This is a genomic window from Arthrobacter sp. RT-1, from assembly GCF_003367205.1.
In the GTDB taxonomy this organism is placed as follows: domain Bacteria; phylum Actinomycetota; class Actinomycetes; order Actinomycetales; family Micrococcaceae; genus Arthrobacter.
The window spans coordinates 19,687-39,804 of sequence record NZ_QRGQ01000024.1 but is presented as its reverse complement, the minus strand read 5'-3'; the positions used below and the strand labels follow the sequence as shown (position 1 = coordinate 39,804).

At 64.4% G+C, this 20,118-nt stretch carries 17 protein-coding genes; 5 read left to right on the top strand and 12 right to left on the bottom strand.

What is annotated here, in order from left to right; genetic code table 11:
• Positions 1-113 precede the first annotated feature (113 nt).
• Positions 114-1,070: a PD40 domain-containing protein gene (locus tag DXK94_RS15825; protein ID WP_115525706.1), complete on the top strand. Its 957-nt coding sequence runs from the start codon at positions 114-116 to the stop codon at positions 1,068-1,070.
• Between the two features lie 645 nt (positions 1,071-1,715).
• Here DXK94_RS15825 and DXK94_RS15820 read toward each other — a convergent pair.
• From DXK94_RS15820 to DXK94_RS15800, 5 genes are read right to left on the bottom strand one after another with little or no spacing between them, the layout of a single operon-like run.
• Positions 1,716-1,934: a hypothetical protein gene (locus DXK94_RS15820; RefSeq protein WP_395929589.1), complete on the bottom strand. Its 219-nt coding sequence runs from the start codon at positions 1,932-1,934 to the stop codon at positions 1,716-1,718.
• Between the two features lie 5 nt (positions 1,935-1,939).
• Complete coding sequence (locus DXK94_RS15815) at positions 1,940-3,946, bottom strand: glycogen debranching N-terminal domain-containing protein (RefSeq protein ID WP_115525704.1); 2,007 nt, start codon at positions 3,944-3,946, stop codon at positions 1,940-1,942.
• A complete protein-coding gene (locus DXK94_RS15810; protein WP_115525703.1) occupies positions 3,943-5,271 on the bottom strand; it encodes an MGH1-like glycoside hydrolase domain-containing protein in 1,329 nt (442 codons plus the stop codon). The genes DXK94_RS15815 and DXK94_RS15810 overlap by 4 nt, the downstream gene beginning before the upstream one ends.
• A complete protein-coding gene (locus DXK94_RS15805) occupies positions 5,268-6,065 on the bottom strand; it encodes a sugar phosphate isomerase/epimerase (RefSeq protein WP_115525702.1) in 798 nt (265 codons plus the stop codon). Before DXK94_RS15805 ends, DXK94_RS15810 begins: the two co-directional genes overlap by 4 nt.
• Complete coding sequence (locus tag DXK94_RS15800; protein ID WP_115525701.1) at positions 6,062-7,126, bottom strand: zinc-binding alcohol dehydrogenase; 1,065 nt, start codon at positions 7,124-7,126, stop codon at positions 6,062-6,064. Before DXK94_RS15800 ends, DXK94_RS15805 begins: the two co-directional genes overlap by 4 nt.
• Before the next feature lie 121 nt (positions 7,127-7,247).
• On the opposite strand from DXK94_RS15800, the gene DXK94_RS15795 reads away from it, so the two are divergent.
• Positions 7,248-8,225 (top strand): Gfo/Idh/MocA family protein, encoded by a 978-nt coding sequence (locus tag DXK94_RS15795; protein ID WP_115525700.1) that lies wholly within the window; start codon positions 7,248-7,250, stop codon positions 8,223-8,225.
• Between the two features lie 22 nt (positions 8,226-8,247).
• On the opposite strand, the gene DXK94_RS15790 is transcribed toward DXK94_RS15795, so the two are convergent.
• Positions 8,248-9,321: a LacI family DNA-binding transcriptional regulator gene (locus tag DXK94_RS15790; RefSeq protein WP_115525699.1), complete on the bottom strand. Its 1,074-nt coding sequence runs from the start codon at positions 9,319-9,321 to the stop codon at positions 8,248-8,250.
• A gap of 80 nt (positions 9,322-9,401) precedes the next feature.
• Between DXK94_RS15790 and DXK94_RS15785 the strand changes: the two genes are divergently transcribed.
• On the top strand, positions 9,402-10,343 hold the full coding sequence (locus tag DXK94_RS15785; RefSeq protein ID WP_115525698.1) for an ROK family protein: 942 nt from the start codon (positions 9,402-9,404) through the stop codon (positions 10,341-10,343).
• Here the strand turns inward: DXK94_RS15785 and DXK94_RS15780 are convergent.
• A complete protein-coding gene (locus tag DXK94_RS15780) occupies positions 10,292-12,070 on the bottom strand; it encodes a class I mannose-6-phosphate isomerase (protein WP_115525697.1) in 1,779 nt (592 codons plus the stop codon). The two genes, DXK94_RS15785 and DXK94_RS15780, sit on opposite strands and share 52 nt — an antisense overlap.
• A gap of 98 nt (positions 12,071-12,168) precedes the next feature.
• On the opposite strand from DXK94_RS15780, the gene DXK94_RS15775 reads away from it, so the two are divergent.
• Entirely contained in the window at positions 12,169-12,732 is a 564-nt protein-coding gene (locus DXK94_RS15775; protein WP_181884852.1) for an SGNH/GDSL hydrolase family protein, read from the top strand.
• Here the strand turns inward: DXK94_RS15775 and DXK94_RS15770 are convergent.
• Genes DXK94_RS15770 through DXK94_RS15755 form a run of 4 tightly spaced genes read right to left on the bottom strand, consistent with a single transcriptional unit; the run spans position 12,713 to position 17,251 of the window.
• Positions 12,713-13,909 carry an MGH1-like glycoside hydrolase domain-containing protein gene (locus DXK94_RS15770; protein ID WP_115525695.1) on the bottom strand — a complete coding sequence of 399 codons (1,197 nt, stop codon included), beginning with the start codon at positions 13,907-13,909 and terminating at the stop codon, positions 12,713-12,715. The genes DXK94_RS15775 and DXK94_RS15770 overlap by 20 nt on opposite strands.
• A complete protein-coding gene (locus DXK94_RS15765; RefSeq protein ID WP_115525694.1) occupies positions 13,909-14,838 on the bottom strand; it encodes a carbohydrate ABC transporter permease in 930 nt (309 codons plus the stop codon). The genes DXK94_RS15770 and DXK94_RS15765 overlap by 1 nt, the downstream gene beginning before the upstream one ends.
• The gene (locus DXK94_RS15760) at positions 14,838-15,839 is read right to left on the bottom strand and encodes a carbohydrate ABC transporter permease (RefSeq protein ID WP_115525693.1); all 1,002 of its coding nucleotides are present in this window, start codon (positions 15,837-15,839) and stop codon (positions 14,838-14,840) included. Before DXK94_RS15760 ends, DXK94_RS15765 begins: the two co-directional genes overlap by 1 nt.
• Positions 15,836-17,251 (bottom strand): ABC transporter substrate-binding protein, encoded by a 1,416-nt coding sequence (locus DXK94_RS15755; protein ID WP_115525692.1) that lies wholly within the window; start codon positions 17,249-17,251, stop codon positions 15,836-15,838. Before DXK94_RS15755 ends, DXK94_RS15760 begins: the two co-directional genes overlap by 4 nt.
• A 294-nt stretch (positions 17,252-17,545) precedes the next feature.
• Between DXK94_RS15755 and DXK94_RS15750 the strand changes: the two genes are divergently transcribed.
• Entirely contained in the window at positions 17,546-18,694 is a 1,149-nt protein-coding gene (locus DXK94_RS15750; RefSeq protein ID WP_115525691.1) for an ROK family transcriptional regulator, read from the top strand.
• 374 nt (positions 18,695-19,068) lie between these two features.
• Here the strand turns inward: DXK94_RS15750 and nrdF are convergent, their stop codons facing one another.
• Entirely contained in the window at positions 19,069-20,043 is a 975-nt protein-coding gene (gene nrdF, locus DXK94_RS15745) for a class 1b ribonucleoside-diphosphate reductase subunit beta (protein WP_050054849.1), read from the bottom strand.
• Between the last annotated feature and the right edge of the window lie 75 nt (positions 20,044-20,118).

The window sequence follows — 20,118 nt, the reverse complement described above, 5'->3', positions numbered from 1 at the left end:
CGTCGAAGTCTTGACAGCGCCGTTTCCTGAGAGGAGTGTGACCCACACGAAGAGGTCTCCTTCAACGTAGTCAAGCCCCGACAGCGGTGCCGGGACGATTGAAGGAGAAGTGCATGAGCATCAGGCCAGCCCTCATCGCCTTACTGGCGTCGGCTCTATGTTTGACGGGTCCCATTCCTGCCACAGCCTCCAGGGGCGATGACCGTCGGGGCCCGGAAAATGGAGACATCGCTTTTGGCCGGTTCGATCCGGCGTTGGCCGGTCTGAGCCTGTGGGTGGCTGAATCCGACGGCTCTCGACAGCGGCGCTTGACCGAAGACCAGGCTAATTTCTCAGATTGGGCGCCGGACGGCAACCGGATTGCTTTTGACTTCATCGACGACACCGGCGTGCACATCGCGACCATCGATCCTGATGGGCAGCACCGGACAGCAGTTACGTCAGCAGCGGGAGTGCAGGAAAGTCCCAAGTGGTCTCCCGACGGTCAATCGATTGCTTATAACGGATTTCCGTTCCCGGTTGATGAAGCGAATTTCGCCATATCCATCTGGGTCATGGGTGCAGACGGATCTGATCCTCGACAGCTCACAGACGGTGCCTTGGATGTCGAGCCGGTGTTCTCTCCCGATGGGACCAGAATCGCATTCGGCCGCATCTTCGGGGACAGCCCTGACGGGCAACTCGAAGCGATCTACGTGATCAACTCCGACGGTACGGGCCTTCGAGAAGTGCTAGCGCCACGGGCCGGTTTGGAGCATCCCGACTGGTCCCCCGACGGCCGACTGATCACCTTCAACATCGCACCAGAGAGCCCTACAGCACCAGGTTCTGGTTCAATTCTCGCCGTCCGTCCGGACGGAAGCGACCTGCGTATCCTTCAGAATGCAACAACCCGGCTGAAATTTTTCAAGGGAGTGTGGTCACCAGACGGTCGCCAGATGCTCAGCGGCTGCTTCGACGTCGAGGCAAGCATCGACCGGATCTGTACCGTCTCCCGCGGCGGGCGAGTCAACGTCGTCGTGGACGGACCCCAAAGAGTCAATTTCCCCTCATGGGGGCCAGCCGACTGATTGGGAGCGGCACGTCCCACCCCCCGAACCTTAAGCAGGTACTTGGGCCTTACGAAACGCTACCAATCACTCGAGCCCCCGCGAAGTTAGCGGCCATATGGTGATGATCGGAGCCGGCGACGAGGGTGTTCGCCTGAGACCACGAACGCCTCCCCCAGCCGTCGCCGGCCCCGCACCCGCAGATGCCCCATTGGCCAGCGAAGGCTCCATCGGAACACCGGATTTGATTTACGTTGGAACGAGAAGTCCTTTCCGCCCGCCCAAGGATGAGTTCTCAGGCCGTCGGCCGGTGGGCTTCGATGGCGCTCTGGAGATCGGACAGTTGGGTATACGACATAGTCCATACTCTCGCGATGTGTGGATCCTTTCTGAAGGAGACTTTTACTTCGTCGACCGAGAATAGCTGTTCATTGTTATTCTCGACGGCGAACCAAGTACCGGTCATGTGCTTCTTCTTCCCTTTGTTATGGATCTCTCGGGGTTCTAATCACTCGGATGCGAGGGAAATCGGCGAGGCCGCGGAGATCGTTGGAAACCGCCTAGGCCGCCCGACTGATGTATCCGTGCCTAAACCGACGTGGAGAGGTTCGGCAGAGGCATAAGTTAGTGAGTTCCTTTGCCTCGTCCTGAGAGCGTGTCGCAAGCCTAGGTTGTTTCCCGTATCAATCCGTGGGGCACGGCCGGATGCGCCCGCACCACGTAGCAGCCCTCGCCGACATCGGTGATCATGATGCCTGTGGAGTACCTGTCGGCTGCCTCCCGCACCTCGAGTACGGCACCTGCGAGTGCCTCGCGGACCTGGCCTGCTTCCTGCACTCTGACCTCCACCATTCCGGCACTGCGCCCCTCGGTCTGCTTCTCCAAATCGTTCACCAACCCGCGGAGCCGACAGTTTCTGCCGGTCCGGTGTTTGCGGGGGTGGCCGCGGGGACTGTGGTGCCTGGAGCGCCGCTGTATCCACCCACTGCCGCGTTCGCCCCTCCTGTCAGGCGGACGGCAGCCAGTCCGGCGGCGGCGGCCCAGGCCTGGGGTGAGCCTGCATGGTGGTACTGCACGGGCACGGGGAAATCGGCGCGGGAGAACCCTCCGAATAACTCCGGCAGGCTGTTACCAAAGTGCATGGCTGCTTCCCGCATGCCGTCCGCGACTCTTTCTGCGTCAGCCAAGAAGCCGTACGCGGCCATTCCTTCGGCTGCCAGCATCGTGTCGTGCGGCCAGACAGAGCCGTTGTGGTAGGACATCGGGTGATAGTAGCGCTGTCCGGTGGCGAGGGTGCGGATACCCCAGCCGGTGAAGAAATCCTCCCGAAGTAGCCGTGAGGTCACCGCACGGGCGTCCTCCGGGTCGAGAATTCCCGTCCAGAGAAGGTGCCCGGCGTTGGAGGCCAGTGCGTTCACCTGCCAGCCATCGCCGTCCACTGCCAAAGCGGGGAAGTTGTGCTGTTCCATCCAGAACTCTTGGCGGAAGCGAGCCTTGAGCTCATTCGCGACCTGCTGCAGGGTGTCCGCCCAGGCCTGGTCCCCCCACTGCTCTGCCGCTAGGCGGGCACATTCCTGCAGGCCGCGCCAGGTGTAGCCCTGAACTTCAGCCAGCGCGATGGCGCCGGCCGGTTCCCGGCCGTCGGCGTCGGCAACAGCGTCGAAGGAGTCCTTCCAGCCCTGGTGCAGCAGCCCGTTGGGGTCAGGAGTGTAGCGGAGGAAGCCGGTGTCCCACAGGCCGCCGTCACCCAGAATCCACTCCACGGCGGCGCGGGCAGGGCGCTCAAGCTCACGGAGCAGCACGGGATCGTCCAGGCAGCCTAGGGCCATCAGGAACAGGGGCGTGGAATCTACTGTGCCGTAGTACCGGCCATAGGGCACGGCGCCGAGCTGTGCCAGCTCGCTGACCCTCACCTCGTGGACCATCTTGCCCGGCTGCTCCACACGCAGCGGATCGTAGACGGTGCCTTGGGTGGCGGCGAGGGCACGCACGACATCGCCGAGCAGCTGCGGGCGTTCAGCCCGGGTGAGCATGGACGTCAGGAGGGAGTCCCGGCCGAACAGGGTGAGGAACCAGGGCAACCCGGCCGCGGGAATGGTCAGGGCGGGCTGCACCGGGCAGGGCATCAGCAGCGAATCGAGGTCCTTCAGGCTTTGCCGTGCCAGCGGGTCCACAGCACCAGCACTTCCGTCGGCAGCACTTCCTGCCGGGGTGGGAGCCGGTGGACGGGAATCCCCAACGGACAGGGCGGCTATCGTCAGGGTCTTCGTCTCCCCGCCAGCCAGTGGCAGGTCCCACGACAAGACGGCGCCCACGAATCGGCCGGCTTCCGGTTCAGGCGAGACGGAAGGTCTCGTGCTGGCCGTGAGATGCAGTCCTGCTTCAAAGGTCCGGCCGCCGAATGTATGGGTGTAGTCGAATGTGAGGGAGCCGTCGTCGAGCAATTTCAGGCTGCTGGTGGCGCCGCTGAGATCGAAGGTTCGGCCGTCGGTGCGCACAGTGAACTGGTCAGCGAAATCCGTTCCTGCCCGCAGCTGCAGCCGCGCTGTGATGGGCTCCCGGCCGAGGTTGCGGATGGACAGGGTCTCCGTGAGACCACCGGCGTTCAGTTCCTGTGTACGGAAGGCGACGAGGTCGTGGGTCTGGTTCCGCCGAGCCGCTGGGCTTAGGGCAGTGTGGCGACGGCCCGGTTCGCGAACGCTTCCCACCTCCCAGAAGGTGGAGTCGTCGATTTCCAGAATCCAGCGGGACAAAAGGCGGGTGTCCGCCACATAAAGGCCTTCGGTCCCCACCGCAGGGGCGGCGGCATTGCCGACGCTGCCGTCAGCGGCGCCGCGCATCATGGCGCCGTGTGCCACCAGAACCGAGACTGCGGAAGGAGGGGCGAGGGCGGTCATGAAGCGCTCCTGGGGTATGTAGTTTCTAATGCCAGTGCGGCAGTCCAGCTGAAGCTGCGGGTGCCGTGGGCGGCTCCGGTCCACGGGTCGACGTATTCCGGGAAGTCGTGCTCGGCGGCAAGCCTGCCGATGTTGCCGCGGAGGTAGTTCGACTGCTCCCTGCGGCCCACCCGTTCCAGCGCCTCGGCCACCATCCAGGACATATTGAACCAGGCTGGTCCTCGCCAGTAGAGGGCTGGGTTGTGGTCATCGGCGGTGGCGTCATAGCTGGGTACGAGCAGCGCTTTACCGGCCATAAAGCGTGGCCCGTTCAGTGTGGCGAGCAGGTCATCGGTGTGGGTGTGGCCGCTCAGCAGCAAAGGGATCAGGCCGTTGATGGTGGCTTTGTGGACAACGCTTCCATCGGTGATATCGCGGGCTGAGTAGCAGCCAAGTTCCGGAACGTAGAGCTCCTCCAGGGCGGCGGTGATGAGCTTGGCCCGCGTCCGGTGGGCGGTGCCTGGCAGGCCGAGTTCCGCCGCGATGTCCGCCAGGGCGAGTTCGGAAACGGCCAGGAGGGTGTTGAAGAGCGGATCCTCCATCAAAAACGGGTAGTGCGCATCGGCGTCGTCACAGTGATGGTCCCGGTAGCGTTCGGCCATCCAGAAGTACTTGCCGTACTCCTTCTGGCTGGGACGCTCGCCCGGGTCCGCGTGCTGCAGGTCGGGGCGGTTGAGTTCGGTTTTGCAGTCCGCCGGGATGCGGGTCATCACGGTGTCCCAGAGCGGGGAGTTGTCCGTGCCTGATTCCCAGGGGTGCACAATGGACGCCAGCCCGGACCCGCCCCTGTTGCGGCGGCCGGAAAGGTATGCGTGCCACCGGACCAGCTTCGGGTAGTTCCGTTCCAGGAAGGACCGGCGGCGGGATTCGGCGGGGTCGGCCTGGTGGATCTTCCACACCGCCCAGGCGTGGTTGGGCGGCTGGACCAGACCCGCCGTTTCTACCCACTCCGGAGCACCCGGGATTTGCCGGGACTGCCAGAAGGATGCACCGGGTGAGTAGTCCTGGTCCCGGTGCGGGTCGAAGACGATCTGCGGCAGCCGGCCGTCGTCCCATTGCCCGGCGAAGAGGGCGTCCATCTCCTGGCCGGCGCGGCGGGGTGACACCCGGCTGAGGCCTACGGCGATGAAGGAGGAATCCCAGCTCCACTGGTGCGGGTAGAGGCCGGCGGCTGGGACGGTGTGGGTCTTGCGCCAGTTGGATTCAAGGACGGCAGTGGAGCGGGCTGCGATTTGCCCGGCGGACACCGGGGTGCCCCCGTTACCCGGGCCTGCTGCGGCGCTCACAGGTAGCGCCCCAGCAGGGAGGGTACGCGCGGCAGGACTTCCTCTGCGGGGCCGGAGAGGCGGGATTCCAAGGCCACGGTCCCCTGGTACCCAATGGATTTAAGGGTGGCGCCGAACAGCGCCCAGTCCACGTTGCCGGCGCCGGGTTCCAATCGGTTGGAGTCACTTGCCTGGATGTGCCCGATGAACGCGGCAGCCTCCTGCAGCGCTGCAGCAGGATCACTTTCCTCGATGTTCATGTGATACGTGTCAGGTGCCAGCCGGACCGCGTCCTGGCCAACGAGCTTTAGCAGCCGCACGCCATCGGCGAGGCGGTTGATCATATGGTCCTCGTAACGGTTGAGTGGTTCCAGGTAGATCTCCACTCCTTCTGACGCCGCGTGCTCACCGAGAGCAGTAAAGGCTTCCACCAGGACCGCCGTATCCTCCTCGTCAGTCCGTGGCGGCACGAACGGGGGCAACCGCTTGGAGAACATGCCGTAGGACGCCGGCGTCATGACCCCTCGTCCGCCGATTTCCGCCATGACGCTGAGCTGCGATTTCAGTTGCGCGACGGCGTCCTTCCGGAGCGCGTCATCGAACGCCCCAACAAAGTGGGACATCTCAACACAGGCGGTGGGCATCACCACCCCTGCATCACGGGCGCGCCGCAGTTCGGGCAACCGGTCTTGGAACTGCAGGTTCCCTGCAGACCGCAGTTCAATCCCCCCGAAGCCCCACGCTAACGCCTGGTCGAATTTTTCCTCCAGGCTGCTGCCGGAAAGGTGCTGTTCCTGCACGGTAATCAACGTCATGAGAACTCCAATACAACCTGAAGCGCGGATTGGGGATCCGTGTCCAGCAGTTCATAGGCCTTCGCGGCATCCGCGAGAGGGAAGGTATGGGTGACTAGCGACGGGGCATCCAGCAACCCCTTGGCGAGATAGTCCGCCACCGTCTGCTGCAGCCGCGGAACCGTCCAGCGTGAACGAAGGCGGTTGGGAACGGAGCCGATCTGGGAAGCCAGAAGCTGGACGCGGTTGTGATGGAACTCCTCACCGAAGCGGACACCGGCAGCCTCGCCCTGGTAGAAACCGGCAGCGATGACGGTGCCGTCCGCTCCCACGGCCCGGGTGGCCTCATGGAGTGCCCGGTAGTTGCCGCTAAGTTCGATGGCCACGTCCACACCGGCGCCGCTCGTGATCCGGCGGATCTCGCCAGCCAGTTCCGGCGACGGGCTAAGGGCATCCTCGGCACCCCAGGCCAGGGCGCGGTCGCGGCGGTTCTCGATGCCATCCACTGCAATGACGCTTGCACCGTTCAGCACTGCGAAGCGGGTTGCCAGCAACCCGATAACGCCCTGGCCAAAGATGGCCACCGTGGAACCGGGGCCAAGGTCTGCGGCAAGGACGGCGTTCAATGCGATGGCCCCCACCCGGACGAAGGCGCCGGCCAGCGGGCTTATCCCCTCCGGCAGCACGTGGCCGCGCAGTGACTCCGCAGCGAGGATCCCTTCGTCGCGGTGACCCCAGATACCCCAGACGACGTCGCCCACCCGCACTGCAGGTTCTGCTTCGGCGGCTCCGGCATCCTGGCGTGCGGGCGGGGCAATCTCAACGACTTCGCCAACTTCCGAGTAGCCCCAGCCATCCAGCGGGTATCCAAGCGCTTCGTGCCCGGGCTGGAACAGTCGGGACTGAGGATCCCAGACAGAGGTGAGGTAGGGGTTGGTGCCCCGGTAGGCCGTCAGCTCAGTGCCTGCCGAGATGCCGGAGTAGATGGTCCTGATACGTGCCTGGCCGGGTTCCAGCGGGGCCGACGGCTGGTCAATGACAGCGACGCTGCGCGGTGCAGCAATGCGAAGGAAGCGGGACACTTTTGTAGCGGTCCTTAGGTGGTCGGAGAGGTCCTGAAAGGATGTGACGTAACCGACATTAGCATAAGCGCTAGCCCACTTGTGTATAGACGTTAGGCAGAATGTGCAGTATCTTCATCACATGCTTTCCGACTCCGCTTCCGGGCGTTCCGCTCCCAACTACGCCCCTGTCAAAGTCGGGCTCGTGGGAGCTGGACAGTGGGCGGCCACCATGCACGCACCCCTGCACAGCGCTGGCGCCGAAACAGAACTGACCGGCGTCTGGTCTGCCCACGCCGACAACGCCGCGCGGCTGGCACGACAGCATGAAGTCCCGGCCTTCGCCTCCTTCGAGGAGCTCCTTGCCTCATGCGAAGCCGTTGACTTCGCTGTCCCGCCACCCGTTCAGGCCGAACTCGCACCACAGGCGGCCGATGCGGGGCTGGCCCTTCTGCTGGAAAAGCCGCTGGGGGCGTCAATGGCCGAAGCCTCCGCTGTCGCCGAAGCTGCGCGGCGCAACGGCGTGGCAACTGCCGTCGTCCTCACCAAGCGCTACCACCCGCGGACCCGCGACTTCCTTGCAGCCGCCGCCGAACTTCGGAGCAAAGCCTCCATCCTGGGCGTGTCTGCAAGCTACCTTCACGGCGGGTTCCTCGATTCGGGCTTCCTGAGTGCGCAAGGCCGGCAGGGCTGGCGGGATGAGTACGGCCCGCTGCATGATTTGGGGCCACACCTGCTGGACCTGATGGACCTGGCCGCCGGTACTGTTGAGGCCGTCAGTGCTGACGGCACCAAGGACTACATGGCACTGACCACGCACCACGACGGCGGCGCTACGGGGCAAGCGGCCATCTCGGGGTCCGTGCAGCTTGCCCAGGTGAGGACCACGCTCAGCGTTTACTCGGCCGCAGGGACATTGGATTACACCACCGCGGGCATGGATCACGCCGAATGCTGGCCAGTGCTGCGCCGGGAATTCGCCGACGCCGTCCGGCTGGGCACGCCCGTAACCGCAGATGCGGAGCGGGCCCTCAGGGTCCAGGCTCTGGTGGAAGCAGCGGCTCAGTCCGTCCGTGAGCAGCGGCTGGTCCGGGTGGCCGAGATCCTGACGACCGCCTAGGGTGCGTGCCGCGACAGCCCCGCTAGACGCGCCGCACGGTGACCGGCAGCTGAACCAGCCGCGGGCCGCCGTCGGCCGTTCCCGCCAGCCGTTCGAACAGCAGGTCCGCAGCGGCGGCACCCAGTTCGCACGGATCGTGGGACATCACGCTCAGCGGGACACCCAGCAGGTCGGCCAGTTCGACGTCGTCAAAGCTCGCCAGTGCGGGAACCGGCGCGGGCAGCCTGGAGCCCGGCGCAGCACGGTCACGCCGTTCGCAGATAGCCCGCAATGCCCCCACTGTGGTGCGGTTGTTGGCGGAGAAGAAAGCGGTGGGCGGATGCGGGCCGGCGAGGAGCCTGCCCACGGCCTCAGCCGCGGTCTCCGAGTCGCGGGCCTTGGCCAGGTGCGCGGGATCGAAACCGGCTCCTGCCCTTTCGAGCGCCTGCCGAAAGCCTTCAAAGCGGCGCCGCGCGGTGGAGATCCCGTCCACGTCCCCCAGGAAGCCGATGCGGCGGTGGCCGTCCTCGAGAAGGGCCGCGGTCCCGGCCGCAGCCCCGGCAACGTCCTCCACCAAAACTGCATCACACTCCAGGCCTTCCACTGTCCGGGTGGCCAAAACCAGTGGAATATTGCCCAACTGCTGCACGGCGCCCTGGTTCAGCCCGTTGCCTGCGGGTACCAGGATGAGGCCTTCCAGCTGGCGGCCGGCGAACTCCCTGAGCAGCTGCTCTTCCAGCGCCGGATCCTCCCCGCTGCTGCCCACGACGATCTGACGCCCGTGGGCGGACGCGACCTTTTGGACACCCAGGGCGAAGCGTCCGTAGTAGGGGTTGTCCAGGTTGGTGACGGCGATACCGATCAGGCCTGTGGGTTTCCTGAGCCGCGTATTCCGGGCACTCTGGTTGGGCCGGTAGCCAAGCTTTTCCACCGCGTCACGTACCCGGTCCTGGACCTCGGGCCGGACGTTCAGGCCACCGGCCATGGTCCTGGAGACCGTCATGGGGCTGACTCCGGCCAGCGCGGCGACGTCCCGGACGGTGGGGGCACCTTTGACCGCACCCCGGACGGGGGCACCGACCTTTGCAGGGGACGCTTTGCTGCGGGACATGTTCATACCCAGAAGATTCTTTCGGCGGTGCCACAAGGCAGGTTCCTGCCCGGCGCTGTCAACGTTACCAAGTGCCGGGAGGGCGCATGAAGGATGACAGTTTGCTCAGGCCGGTCCTGGAAATCGGCGGCACCCATGTGACGGCCGCCAAGGTCCGGGGGCCTGAGGGTGGCTGGCAGGTCCAGCCCGGCAGCCTGGTTCGCCGACACCTGGACGCCCGCGCCTCCGCCGACGTTCTGCTGGCCGAGCTCGCCCAGGCGGCCAGGGATCTGGGTGACGAGCACAGTGGTGCTTGGGGAGTGGCACTGCCAGGGCCGTTCGACTACCACCATGGCATAGCCCGCTACGCCGACGTGGGAAAGTTTGACCAGCTGCGCGGCGTTGATGTCGGGGCGGGACTTGCGCGCCGGCTGGGTCCGGCCCAGCAGAGCATGGCCTTCCTCAATGATGCAGACGCCTTCGGTATTGGTGAGTTCGTGCTGGGCGCCGCGGGCAACAGTCACCGGGCCGCCTGCATCACGCTGGGAACGGGCGTGGGATCATGCTTCATGCAGGGCGGCGTGCCGGTCAAGACCGGAAACGACGTTCCGCCGGATGGTAGCTGCTACCTGCTGCAGTACCGGGGACGTCCGCTTGAGGACACAATTTCCCGCCGGGCGATCCGCCGTGCGTACTCCTCAGCAAGTCCTGACGCCGGCACTCCGGACGTTCACGAGATCGCAGCTGCCGCCCGCGAAGGAGACGTTGTGGCCGCCGCCGTGCTGGAGCAGGCCTTCTCGGCTGTGGGCGAAGCGGTGGGCCCGTACCTTTCGAGCTTCGGCGCCGAAGTCCTGATCATCGGCGGTTCGATGGCAGGTTCCTGGGACATCGTGGAACCTGCCATCCGCAAAGGCCTGGCACTGGCGGTCCCGGCTCTGGCAACGTTTCCCATCACCCGGGCGCAGCGTTCCGAGGAAGCCGGCCTCATTGGCGCCGCCTACTGGGCCGAGACCTTCACCGGCAGCGCGGTCTCCGTGCCGCGGACGTAGGCTTTCACGGTTCCGAGCTTCTGCCCGACGCCAGCGCCATGCGGCCGGATGGTGTAAGCGCCAACAGAGGCCGGAATGATGAACGTTTCGGCGTAGCTCACCACAAAAGGAGCAAAACTGCCGGAAGGGCTTTCCACCACCGCTTCCGGGCCCTCCACCAGGTTCAGCACGTTAACCGTGCCGTTCGTGTCATGCTCCACGACGTCCGCGAACCAGTGCCGGCGCACCTCAATGAACTCCAGTTCGTGCAGGCCCGTGCGCTCCTCCGTCCACCCCGGCCCAGAGCCCAGCTCCTGCACCTGGTTCAGCAGCTGTTCGCGCGCCCACCCGGTGTCGCGGTCCCACTGGATGTTGCGGCTCGCGTGGTCCACGTGGATGGGTCGTGGGCGACCGTCCAGGCCGACCCGGCCCCAGTCCCACATTTTGAACGTGAAAATGTATGGGGTGGCGGAAATTTCCAGCACCATCGAGTTTGCACCGGAACAGTGCACGGTGCCGGCCGGGATGGAGAAGTGGTCGTGCTTCTTCGCCGGGAAGGCGTTAACGTAATCCTCCGCCGGGAACTGCGTGCCGCCGTCGGACGCCTGCTTTAGAGCCTCGAGCATCTGCTGGGGATCGGTGCCCGATTTCAGTCCGAGGTACACCACGGCGTCCGGCCCGGCGTCCAGCATGTAGTAGCTCTCGTCCTGCGTGTAGTGCATGCCGAAGCGGTCCTGGATGTAGTCCGTAAGCGGGTGCACCTGCAGGGAAAGGTTGCCGCCCTCCATAGTGTCCAGGAAGTCGAAGCGGATGGGGAATTCGGCGCCAAACCGGGCGTACGTCTGCGGTCCCAGGAGGGCGGCCGGCTGGGTAAACACCACGTCCACCGACGGCAACTCCACGATCTCCCCGCCCACCTCCAGGAGGATGCTGTTCTCCTCCGGGACACAGTCGAAGCACCAGGCGTAGTTCTCGGCGTCGCTATCCAGGCCGATCACCTGCTTCATCCATTGCCCGCCCCACACCCCGGGGTCGAAGAACGGCACGACGCGGAACGGGGCGGCAGCGGCGGCCGCCATCCCCTGGTGGAAGGCACTACCGGTGATCAGCTTGGCCTCTGCGACGCCGCGGTTGGTGTCCAGGACGTAGTCGACGGCCGAAAACAGCTGCCGTTTGTGCCGGTCCGCCACGCGCCACTCCACAAAGAAGCTCCGCTTGTACTTGCGCAGGTTGTCTTCGCCGACGTTGTCGCAGCGCCAATTGGGGGCACCGGCGCGCTGCCGCTGCTGCAGTTCCCACCGGGCCATGTCCGCCAGGACCAGCGTGCGGTCCTCCAGTGGCACCAGTGCTGCACCCCAGCCCACCAGTACAACGGGACCGTCCGACGCCGATGCCTGGCGTCCGAGATCCGCCAGCCTTCCGGCGTCGTAAAAGTCCACCAGGGTGTGGTGGCTCATGACGCCAAAGACCCTGTCATCGGTGAGGTTGGCGGCGATCAGCTCATCGATGCGGCTGATGGGGTGGGCGGCAAGCTCCTCCACGTTGAGGATCCGGTGTTCCGGAAGTGCCTTGGTGAGGGTCGCCGCGAGTTCGTCCAGGTCCACACCGGGGTAGGTGTCCACCACGAGAGGACTGCTGCCGGATTGGGCCAATTCGCTCCACACCTCCTTGCCCGACCAGGCCCGGTGGTTGCCGGGAACGGTGACGGTGGGGAATTTGTCGTAGCTGCGGGGAGGAGTGTGGCTCATCGGCTTCCAATCAGGCGGTTGTTGTTGATAACGTTACCAGCAGGCGCTGCTCCACCTTGGACTCGCTGGCAGTGAAGGGCAGGTGCCGCGTGCGGCAGATGGTTTCATACGGTCATTCATGGGTGGACGGGGACGGTGCCTCCACCAAGACCTCGTGCCTCGCAGCCCTGGTGGCAGCCCGGCTCGGGCTGGACTTGGACAACCGGGGCGTGGGTGGGAGCAGCAGCACCGGAACAGCGGCGCTCACGCTGGCCGCCCCTCCCCCGCCCGCCGTTCTCTACTTGCTGATGACGGGCTTGAACGATTTGCGTCTGGGCGGGGATTCGCCGTCGTCCCTCGAGCAGTATGCGGACGCGCTGCGGACCATTTTGGGCGCTTTCCGGCAGGCCTCCCCCGAGGCCCAGGTGGTGGCCCTCGCCCAACCGCACTTGGTGGACTTCAGCCTGCACGCGCCCCACAACCGCGGCTCCAACGCACTGGTGGACACCTACAACCTGGAGCTCAGGCGCATCGCTGCCGCACATCGGGGCGTTGTGGTCGTGGAGCCGGACGGCTGGGACGCTGCCTCCATGCTGGATGCGGACACGGTCCACCCGAACGACGCGGGCCACGCGTGTCTGGCCCGCGCCGCCGTCGTGGCTGTTACTGCTGCATGGCAATGACGAGGCCGGCCCAGGTCTGGGGCACCGCGCCGAGGCCGCGCCCGTTCTCGGGATTCCAGTACTCGGCCCAGCCGCTGGCGGTGGCACCCTTCGCGGTGAGCTCCGTGAGCGCGGCGGCCTCCTGCTCCATGCCGAACCGCTTGAAGGCCTGCTGGAAGAGATAGTTCAGCGGCGGCCATGCCGGGCCGCGCCAGTACATGTCCGGATCATAGGCAGGGTGGTTCCTGGCCACGTTGGCCGGGCCGAACGCCGCGCCGAACCTGGCCGGGTCCGACAGTTGGTCCAGGGCGGCCCGTGCTTTGGTTTCGTCCGCCGTGACCAGGGCGCCCATGACGCCGTCGCTGATGGGGATCCTGGCTGACGGTCCGCCGCCCACCACGGAAAGGTCGGACCAGAGCCGTTCCTCCCCGTCCCAAAGGTGTTCATCCATGGCAGCAGCCAGTTCCGCCGCCCTGTCCTCAAGCTCCGCGTCGCCCGTGACTGTGGCGAGTTCGCGGAAGTTGAAGGCGGTGTAGGCGTTGAACGCTGCCGGGCACGCCACGAAGCTGGTGGACCAGGTGGCTGCGCCGTCGTCGGAGAAGGAGACGTCCTGCATGCGCTCCTTGTTCCAGGCCGTCCGGGCGGGGCGGCTGTAGCCCTCCTTGGTCCGGCCCGGAGCGCCCCAGTCATCCCAGCGCGGCGAATGGTCGTTGCCTGCCTCCCAAGGGTGCACCACATAAATGAGCCCCTCCGGGCTGCGCCGGTTATGCCACAGCCAGTCCAGTCCTTCCCGGGCCTGCATCAGGAGGGCCTGGGGCAGTTCGATGCCCGTCCCGGCCAAGACCCTGAGTGTGTGCCCGAACATCGGCGGCTGGGTCAGCGAGGACGTTCCGGTCAGCGGACCAAGCCAGGTATCCGGGCCCTCGCCGCCGTAGCGCATGTGCGGCACCATCCCGTTCGCCAGCTGTCCGGCCAGGACGGCTTCGAGCTCAAGGGAGGCCCGGCTGTCGCCCAGCCTCGCCCAAATGATGGCGTGGAAGCATGAGTCCCACAGCCACAGGTGCGGGTAGGTGCCGGGATTGGGCACGCTGTAGCCGTGGTCCGGGCGCCAGTGCGCCTCCATCAGGTGGCGCACGTCGTCGGCGAGTCCCGCCGTGGTCCCGTCGTGTTGCCCAGCGCTGCTGTCCTGCTGGCCCATCACCCCTTCTCAGCCCCGGCGGTGAGGCCCTCGGTGAGGAGGCGTTCGGCTGCGAAGAAGATGATGATGATGGGCAGGGTGAGGATCACTGAGCCGGCCATCAGCACGGTGGTGGGAACTTCAATGCTTCCCGCGAGTTGGGACAGGCCCAGCGAGACGGTCCAGCTGGGCCTGGTGTTGACCAGGAACAGCAAGGCGAAGAGGAATTCGTTCCAGGCGATCATGAAAACGAACAGGCCGTTGGAGATGATCGCGGGCATGGCCAGCGGCAGGCTGATCCGCCGCAGCACGCCGAGCCTGCTGCACCCGTCCAGAGCGGCGGCTTCCTCAAGGCTGGTGGGAATGGTGTCGAAGTAGTTGCGCAGCATGTAAATGGTCACAGGGATGACTTGGGCAACGTACACGATCAGAAGCGCTACCAGTTGTCCGCGCAGTCCGAGCCGGGTGAAGAAGGTGAACAGCGGGATGGCCAGCAGGATGCTGGGGAACAGGTAGACGGCGAGGAACAGGGCACTGACCTGGCGGCGGCCGAAGAAGTTGAGCCGGCTGATGGCGTAGGAGCCCGGGATGGCGACTATCAGCGAAATCAGCACGGTGCCCAGCGCCACCATTGCACTGTTGCCCATGAACTTCAGGAAGCCCTGCCCGCCGTCTTCCTGAGGCGTGAGGATATTTTGGTAGGAGCTCCAGTTGAGTTCGCCGAACGGGATGACCAGCGAGCCCGGGTCCCTGAGCAGCGAGTCCAGGGGCCGGATGGAGAGGATGAACATGTAGTAGAACGGGAACAGGGTCACCAGCACCAGGCCGATAATCACAACCCAGCGGAGCACAGCGAAGATTCTTGTTTCGATGACGTCCCGGGTCCATCGGGAGCCCTCGGGCGGCCTTGATGGGGAGGCCGGGCGCCGCGTTTCGACAGGAACAGCCATCAGGAAACCTCCTCTTTCTTGGCAAAGAACTTGATGTAGATTCCCACGAAGAGGCCCAGGATGAGGGCCAGGATGAGGGCCTGGGCGGATGCTGCACCGATGTCGCCGCGGGCTGTCAGGAAGTTGAACACGGTCACTGCCACTACTTCGGTTCCAGCGCCACCGCCGGTCAGCAGGTAGATGTCATCGAAGCTGTTGAACGTCCAGATGAAGCGTAGGACGGAGAGCATGGCGATCGTGGGCAGGAGTTGCGGAAGGATGATGTGGAAGAACCGCTGGATGGGAGTGGCACCGTCAACCCGGGCGGCCTCTTCCAGGCTCTCCGGTACGGCGTTGAGCCTGGCGGTAAGAAACAGGAAGGCAAACGGGAAAGACCGCCACATCTCGAACACAATGACGGCGATCAGCGCGGTGGGGACCTCTACGTTCAGGCCCAGGATTGACACTTCCCTGGCACGTTCGCTGAGGAACGGAATTGATTCCTCCCAGCCGAACAGGCGCTTGCCCCAGTAGTTGATGAGGCCGAACTGGGGGTCAAGCATGGTGGTCCAGGTGAAAGTCACAGCAACGATGGGCGAAACATAGGGGATCAGCATGGAGGCGCGGATCAAGGTCCTGCCCTTAAAGGGCTTTCGAAGGGCGAGTGCCGCGACGAGGCCGAGGATGATGGCTCCGGCGGTGCCAAAAATGGAGTAAGCGAGCGTGGTGCCGAGCGAAGTGAAAAAACTGCTTGAGAACACGTTGTCGAAATTGGCCAAGGTGTAGGGACCAAAAATGCCCGCCGTCCGGATATTCAGGATCCGGACCCGCTGGAAGGCGAGGACCAGGGTCCAGAGGATCGGCAGGACCACCATGACCAAAACCAGGATCAGCGTAGGGGAAAGCAGGGTGATGCCGGCGCGCTGTTCTTCCCGGGCCATCGGTGAAAGCTTGCGGAGCCCCCGCAGGCCGGCGGCCGATGCCGCCGGACCTGCAGAAGCGCCCTTCTTGGTGGAACTCACTGCAATGAATCCTTGATGGACTTAAGGGATTCCGCGGCCTGTTTGGCAGCGGTCTGGGGGTCGACGCCGCCGGAGGTGACATCGCTGACGGCCTTGGCGATGGGCAATTCGCCCAGCGCTGCCCCTACCAGGTCACCCTGGCCCTGGGTGATGCCCCAGCGCCGCAGCTCATCGGGACCCTGCTCCAAAGCGGAGAGTACGTCCTGCGAGTAGAAATTGCCCAAGGGCTCCTTCTTGTCCACGCCTGCAGGCATCGTCTTCCACTTGTCTGCGTACTCGGTGGGATTCTCTGCGGTACCGGCACGGACCGGGAGCCGGCCCTCAGGGGCGATGGAGAGCCAGTCAACGTAGCCCTCGGTCATAAAGTACTCCACGAACTTGCGGGCAGAATCGGAGGCGGAATCTTTGGTGACCGTCCAGGAGACGACCTCGCCGAACTGGGCAGGCTGGTCACCGTCGGGGCCCTGGATGCCCGTGACAACGCCGGTGTTCTTGGCAAGGAAGGCTGGGTCTGCCGCGCACTCAGGGCACGTGGGGGCAGCGTCGTTGCGCAGGCCGGCCATCTCATCCAACAGGAAGGTGGACCAGATGGACATTGCTGCCTGGCCCGCGAAGTATGAAGCCCGGACGGTATCTACGTCTTGGGCGCCAGGAACGGAGTAATCGCGGAGCATGTCACGGTAGAACTCCAGTGCTCCCACGCACTCCGGGCTGTCGAAGGTGATATCGCCCTGATCATTGACCATTTCACAGCCATTTCCCTGGGCAATATGCTCGAAGGTCTGCTGGGTGAATGCCTCGCCTGGCTTGTTCGCCGCCGCGATGCCGGCCAGCTGAGGGGTGTCCAGCTTCTCCGCCGCTGCCTTGATGTCGTCGTAGGTTTTCGGCGCTGCGATGCCGGCCTTCTCGAAGAGGTCCTTGCGGTAGTAGAGCAGCTGCTGCCATGAAGAATCGGGGACTGAAAGCTGCTGATCGCCATCACGGGTCAGCTCAAGGGCCCGGGGCGAGAACGTGCTTTCGTTCAAGCTCTCGACGATCGCCTTGTTGGTGTCGGCGTCCACAAGGTCGTTTGCCGCGAGTGTGCGGACCTGTGCCAGGGAAATGGAGCCAATGACATCCGGAAGGTCCCCGGCCGCGGCCGAGGAGGTCAGGACCTGGTTGAACTGGTCTTCAGGGACACCTACCAGGTCAACCTTCACTCCTGTGGCAGCAGTGAACTTTTCGATGATGGCCTCGGTTTTGGCTACCCGGTCAGGGAGCGTGTCGGCCGTCCACACAGTGATGGCCTGGGCCTCACCGTTGGCGCTTTCACCGTCAGTCGTGCCTTCGTTCTGCGTGCAGCCTGCCAGCATTGCCATGGTCAATGACGCCGCAGTCAGTACGGTCATCGTGGACCGGCCTCTGGTTTTCATCACTTAGATGCTCCTGTCTATGACGGCCCCGGATGTGGTGCCGCGATTCGCGCGCTCGCTCCTTTTCTTCCGGGCGGACCACTTCGGCCGCGCCGTCGGAGCAGGTGCTGAAACGTCGCCCGGCCTGTGAGCGCAGTCACAGGCCGGAACTTGTGCCTAAAGGCTATCCAAATGTTGCCTAGTTGTCTAGCATTAGCTGCAGGGCCAATCGACATGAGCGGAACAGCCTTTGGCATATGCCCTGCTGGAGCACCTAGGATTGCAAGAGTGCCTTTTGAGCGGTAGGAGCCTTTTATGTATGTGGGACCCGGGGATGTCCTTCAACTGATCCGGGCCGGGCAGGCCCGGACGCGCGGTGACATCCAGGAAGAAACGGGCATGTCCCGGATGACCGTTGCCCAGCGTGTGGACAGCCTGCTCAAGGCCGATCTCATCCGGGAAGCGGGAACTGCCAGGCCTTCGGGCGGCCGCCGGCCCACGGACTTGGCTTTTAATCTCCAGCACTCCTGCACCATCTCCGCCTCGGTGGAAACCACTTCCAGTCGCGTGGCCCTCACGGACCTTGGGGGCACAATCCTGGTGGACGAGCACTTGGATATGGCTGTGGCTGATGGTCCCGAGAAGGTGCTGCGCGCCATCACCGAAGCGGCGCAACGGCTACTGAAGCTCTCGAAGACCCCCATCGCGAGAGTCTCAGGAGTCGGCATTTCCATCCCCGGCCCCGTCGACCCACAGACGCTCCGGCCCTCCCAGCCGCCCATCATGCCCGGCTGGGACGCCTACCCGGTCGTCGAATTCATCCAGGAAGTATTCCCCGTGCCCGTCCTGGTGGAGAACGACGCCGACGCCATGGCCGTGGGCGAGTACAGTGCGGGGTTTGCGGGCATCGGCTCGCTGTGCCTGGTTAAGGTATCTACTGGCATCGGCACCGGCCTGGTGATTGACGGGAAGGTCTACCAAGGTGTGGACGGCGGAGCCGGCGACATCGGTCACGTCCGCCACCCCGCCTTCGCTGACCTACAATGCCAGTGCGGCTCCTTCGGATGCCTCGCTGCCGGTGCCAGCGGCGGTGCCATCGCCCGGAAACTCACCGAGCTAGGCATCAGCAGCTCCTCCGGCCGCGACGTCCGCGAGCAGCTCGTCGCCGGAAACATGGACACTATGCGGCTCACGCACGAGGCCGGCCGGCGCCTGGGCGAAGTAATGGCCACAGTGGTTTGCCTGCTTAATCCAGCCGTCCTTCTCATCGCCGGCGATCTGGCGTCGTCATCACTGATCGGCGGAATCCGGGAAACGCTCTATCCCATGTCTCTCCCTCGAGCCACCCGGCACCTGGACGTCCGCCTGGCGAGCTTGGGCGAGGATGCCGGCATCCGTGGAATGTCCTCGCTGTTGGTGAATCAAGTGTTCTCCTCGAGTGCGGTCAACGCACGACTCGCCTAGCAGCCCAACATGGGCTCGATCAAGGCGCGCGCCGGGCAGTCGGAGTATCGTCCGTCCATGGCTCGCCTACGACGGCTACGGGTAGAGGCAGCAAAGCCGTCCACATGTATCAGCCGGTACTCAGTGCTCTCTGCATGCCCGCTCCATACGAAGATCGGCCGGACACGACGGGCCCAGTTGCGTCAGGATCTGCAGAAGTTGGCCAATGACTTATCGCCAACTAGACCGGTTTTCGCAAGTCTTCCGGTCCCGAATCGCCAGCTAGTCGCCAAATCGCCAACTAGCTTCCGATCTCACACGCAGGCCGTCAGGCGGACGTTAAAAGGAAATGTCCCGACGGAACCCCGTCGGGACATTTCTGGACGAGCAGTGACTTAGAAGTCCCAGTCCTCGTCCTCGGTGTTGACTGCCTTGCCGATGACGTAGGACGAACCCGAGCCCGAGAAGAAGTCGTGGTTCTCGTCAGCGTTCGGGGAAAGCGCCGACAGGATCGCCGGGTTCACGTCAGTAACGGAGGACGGGAACATTGCCTCGTAGCCGAGGTTCATCAGCGCCTTGTTGGCGTTGTAATGCAGGAACTTCTTGACGTCCTCGGCCAGGCCGACGCCGTCGTAAAGATCGTGCGTGTACTGGACTTCGTTTTCGTACAGCTCGAAGAGCAGTTCGAACGTGTAGTCCTTGATTTCCTGCTTGCGTTCCTCGGAGAGCCCTTCCAGGCCCTTCTGGAACTTGTAGCCGATGTAGTAGCCGTGCACAGCCTCATCGCGGATGATCAGGCGGATCAGGTCAGCGGTGTTCGTCAGCTTGGCGCGTGAAGACCAGTACATGGGCAGGTAGAAGCCCGAGTAGAACAGGAAGCTTTCCAGCAGCGTGGAAGCCACCTTCCGCTTCAGGGGGTCGTCGCCCTGGTAGTAGTCCATGACGATCTGGGCCTTCTTTTGAAGGTTCGAGTTCTCTGTGGACCAGCGGAACGCCTCGTCGATCTCCTTGGTGGAGGCCAGCGTGGAGAAGATGGAGGAGTAGCTCTTTGCGTGCACCGACTCCATAAACGCGATGTTCGTGTACACGGCCTCTTCGTGCGGGGTCAGCGCATCCGGGATGAGCGAAACTGCGCCGACGGTACCCTGGATGGTGTCCAGCAGGGTCAGGCCGGTGAATACGCGCATGGTGAGCTGCTGCTCAGCGGGCGTCAGGGTGTTCCATGACTGGACGTCGTTGGACAGCGGCACCTTCTCCGGCAGCCAGAAGTTGTTGACGAGCCGGTTCCAGACCTCTACGTCCTTGTCGTCCTGGATGCGGTTCCAGTTAATGGCCTCGACGTGGCTCAGCAGCTTGACCTTCTCGGTCATGTCATCCCCTAAACGTTGGGTGGGTTTCTCTAAGTTAAAGCGTACGACGGCGGGCGGGCGCCCGCCGTCGTACTT

Bases quoted from the DNA above. Each gene is read 5' to 3' on its own strand.
- DXK94_RS15825 (WP_115525706.1), top strand. From the start codon at position 114: ATGAGCATCAGGCCAGCCCTCATCGCCTTACTGGCGTCGGCTCTATGT.
- DXK94_RS15815 (WP_115525704.1), bottom strand. From the start codon at position 3,946: ATGACCGCCCTCGCCCCTCCTTCCGCAGTCTCGGTTCTGGTGGCACAC.
- DXK94_RS15805 (WP_115525702.1), bottom strand. From the start codon at position 6,065: ATGACGTTGATTACCGTGCAGGAACAGCACCTTTCCGGCAGCAGCCTG.
- DXK94_RS15795 (WP_115525700.1), top strand. From the start codon at position 7,248: ATGCTTTCCGACTCCGCTTCCGGGCGTTCCGCTCCCAACTACGCCCCT.
- DXK94_RS15790 (WP_115525699.1), bottom strand. From the start codon at position 9,321: ATGAACATGTCCCGCAGCAAAGCGTCCCCTGCAAAGGTCGGTGCCCCC.
- DXK94_RS15785 (WP_115525698.1), top strand. From the start codon at position 9,402: ATGAAGGATGACAGTTTGCTCAGGCCGGTCCTGGAAATCGGCGGCACC.
- DXK94_RS15780 (WP_115525697.1), bottom strand. From the start codon at position 12,070: ATGAGCCACACTCCTCCCCGCAGCTACGACAAATTCCCCACCGTCACC.
- DXK94_RS15775 (WP_181884852.1), top strand. From the start codon at position 12,169: ATGGTTTCATACGGTCATTCATGGGTGGACGGGGACGGTGCCTCCACC.
- DXK94_RS15770 (WP_115525695.1), bottom strand. From the start codon at position 13,909: ATGGGCCAGCAGGACAGCAGCGCTGGGCAACACGACGGGACCACGGCG.
- DXK94_RS15765 (WP_115525694.1), bottom strand. From the start codon at position 14,838: ATGGCTGTTCCTGTCGAAACGCGGCGCCCGGCCTCCCCATCAAGGCCG.
- DXK94_RS15755 (WP_115525692.1), bottom strand. From the start codon at position 17,251: ATGAAAACCAGAGGCCGGTCCACGATGACCGTACTGACTGCGGCGTCA.
- DXK94_RS15750 (WP_115525691.1), top strand. From the start codon at position 17,546: ATGTATGTGGGACCCGGGGATGTCCTTCAACTGATCCGGGCCGGGCAG.
- nrdF (WP_050054849.1), bottom strand. From the start codon at position 20,043: ATGACCGAGAAGGTCAAGCTGCTGAGCCACGTCGAGGCCATTAACTGG.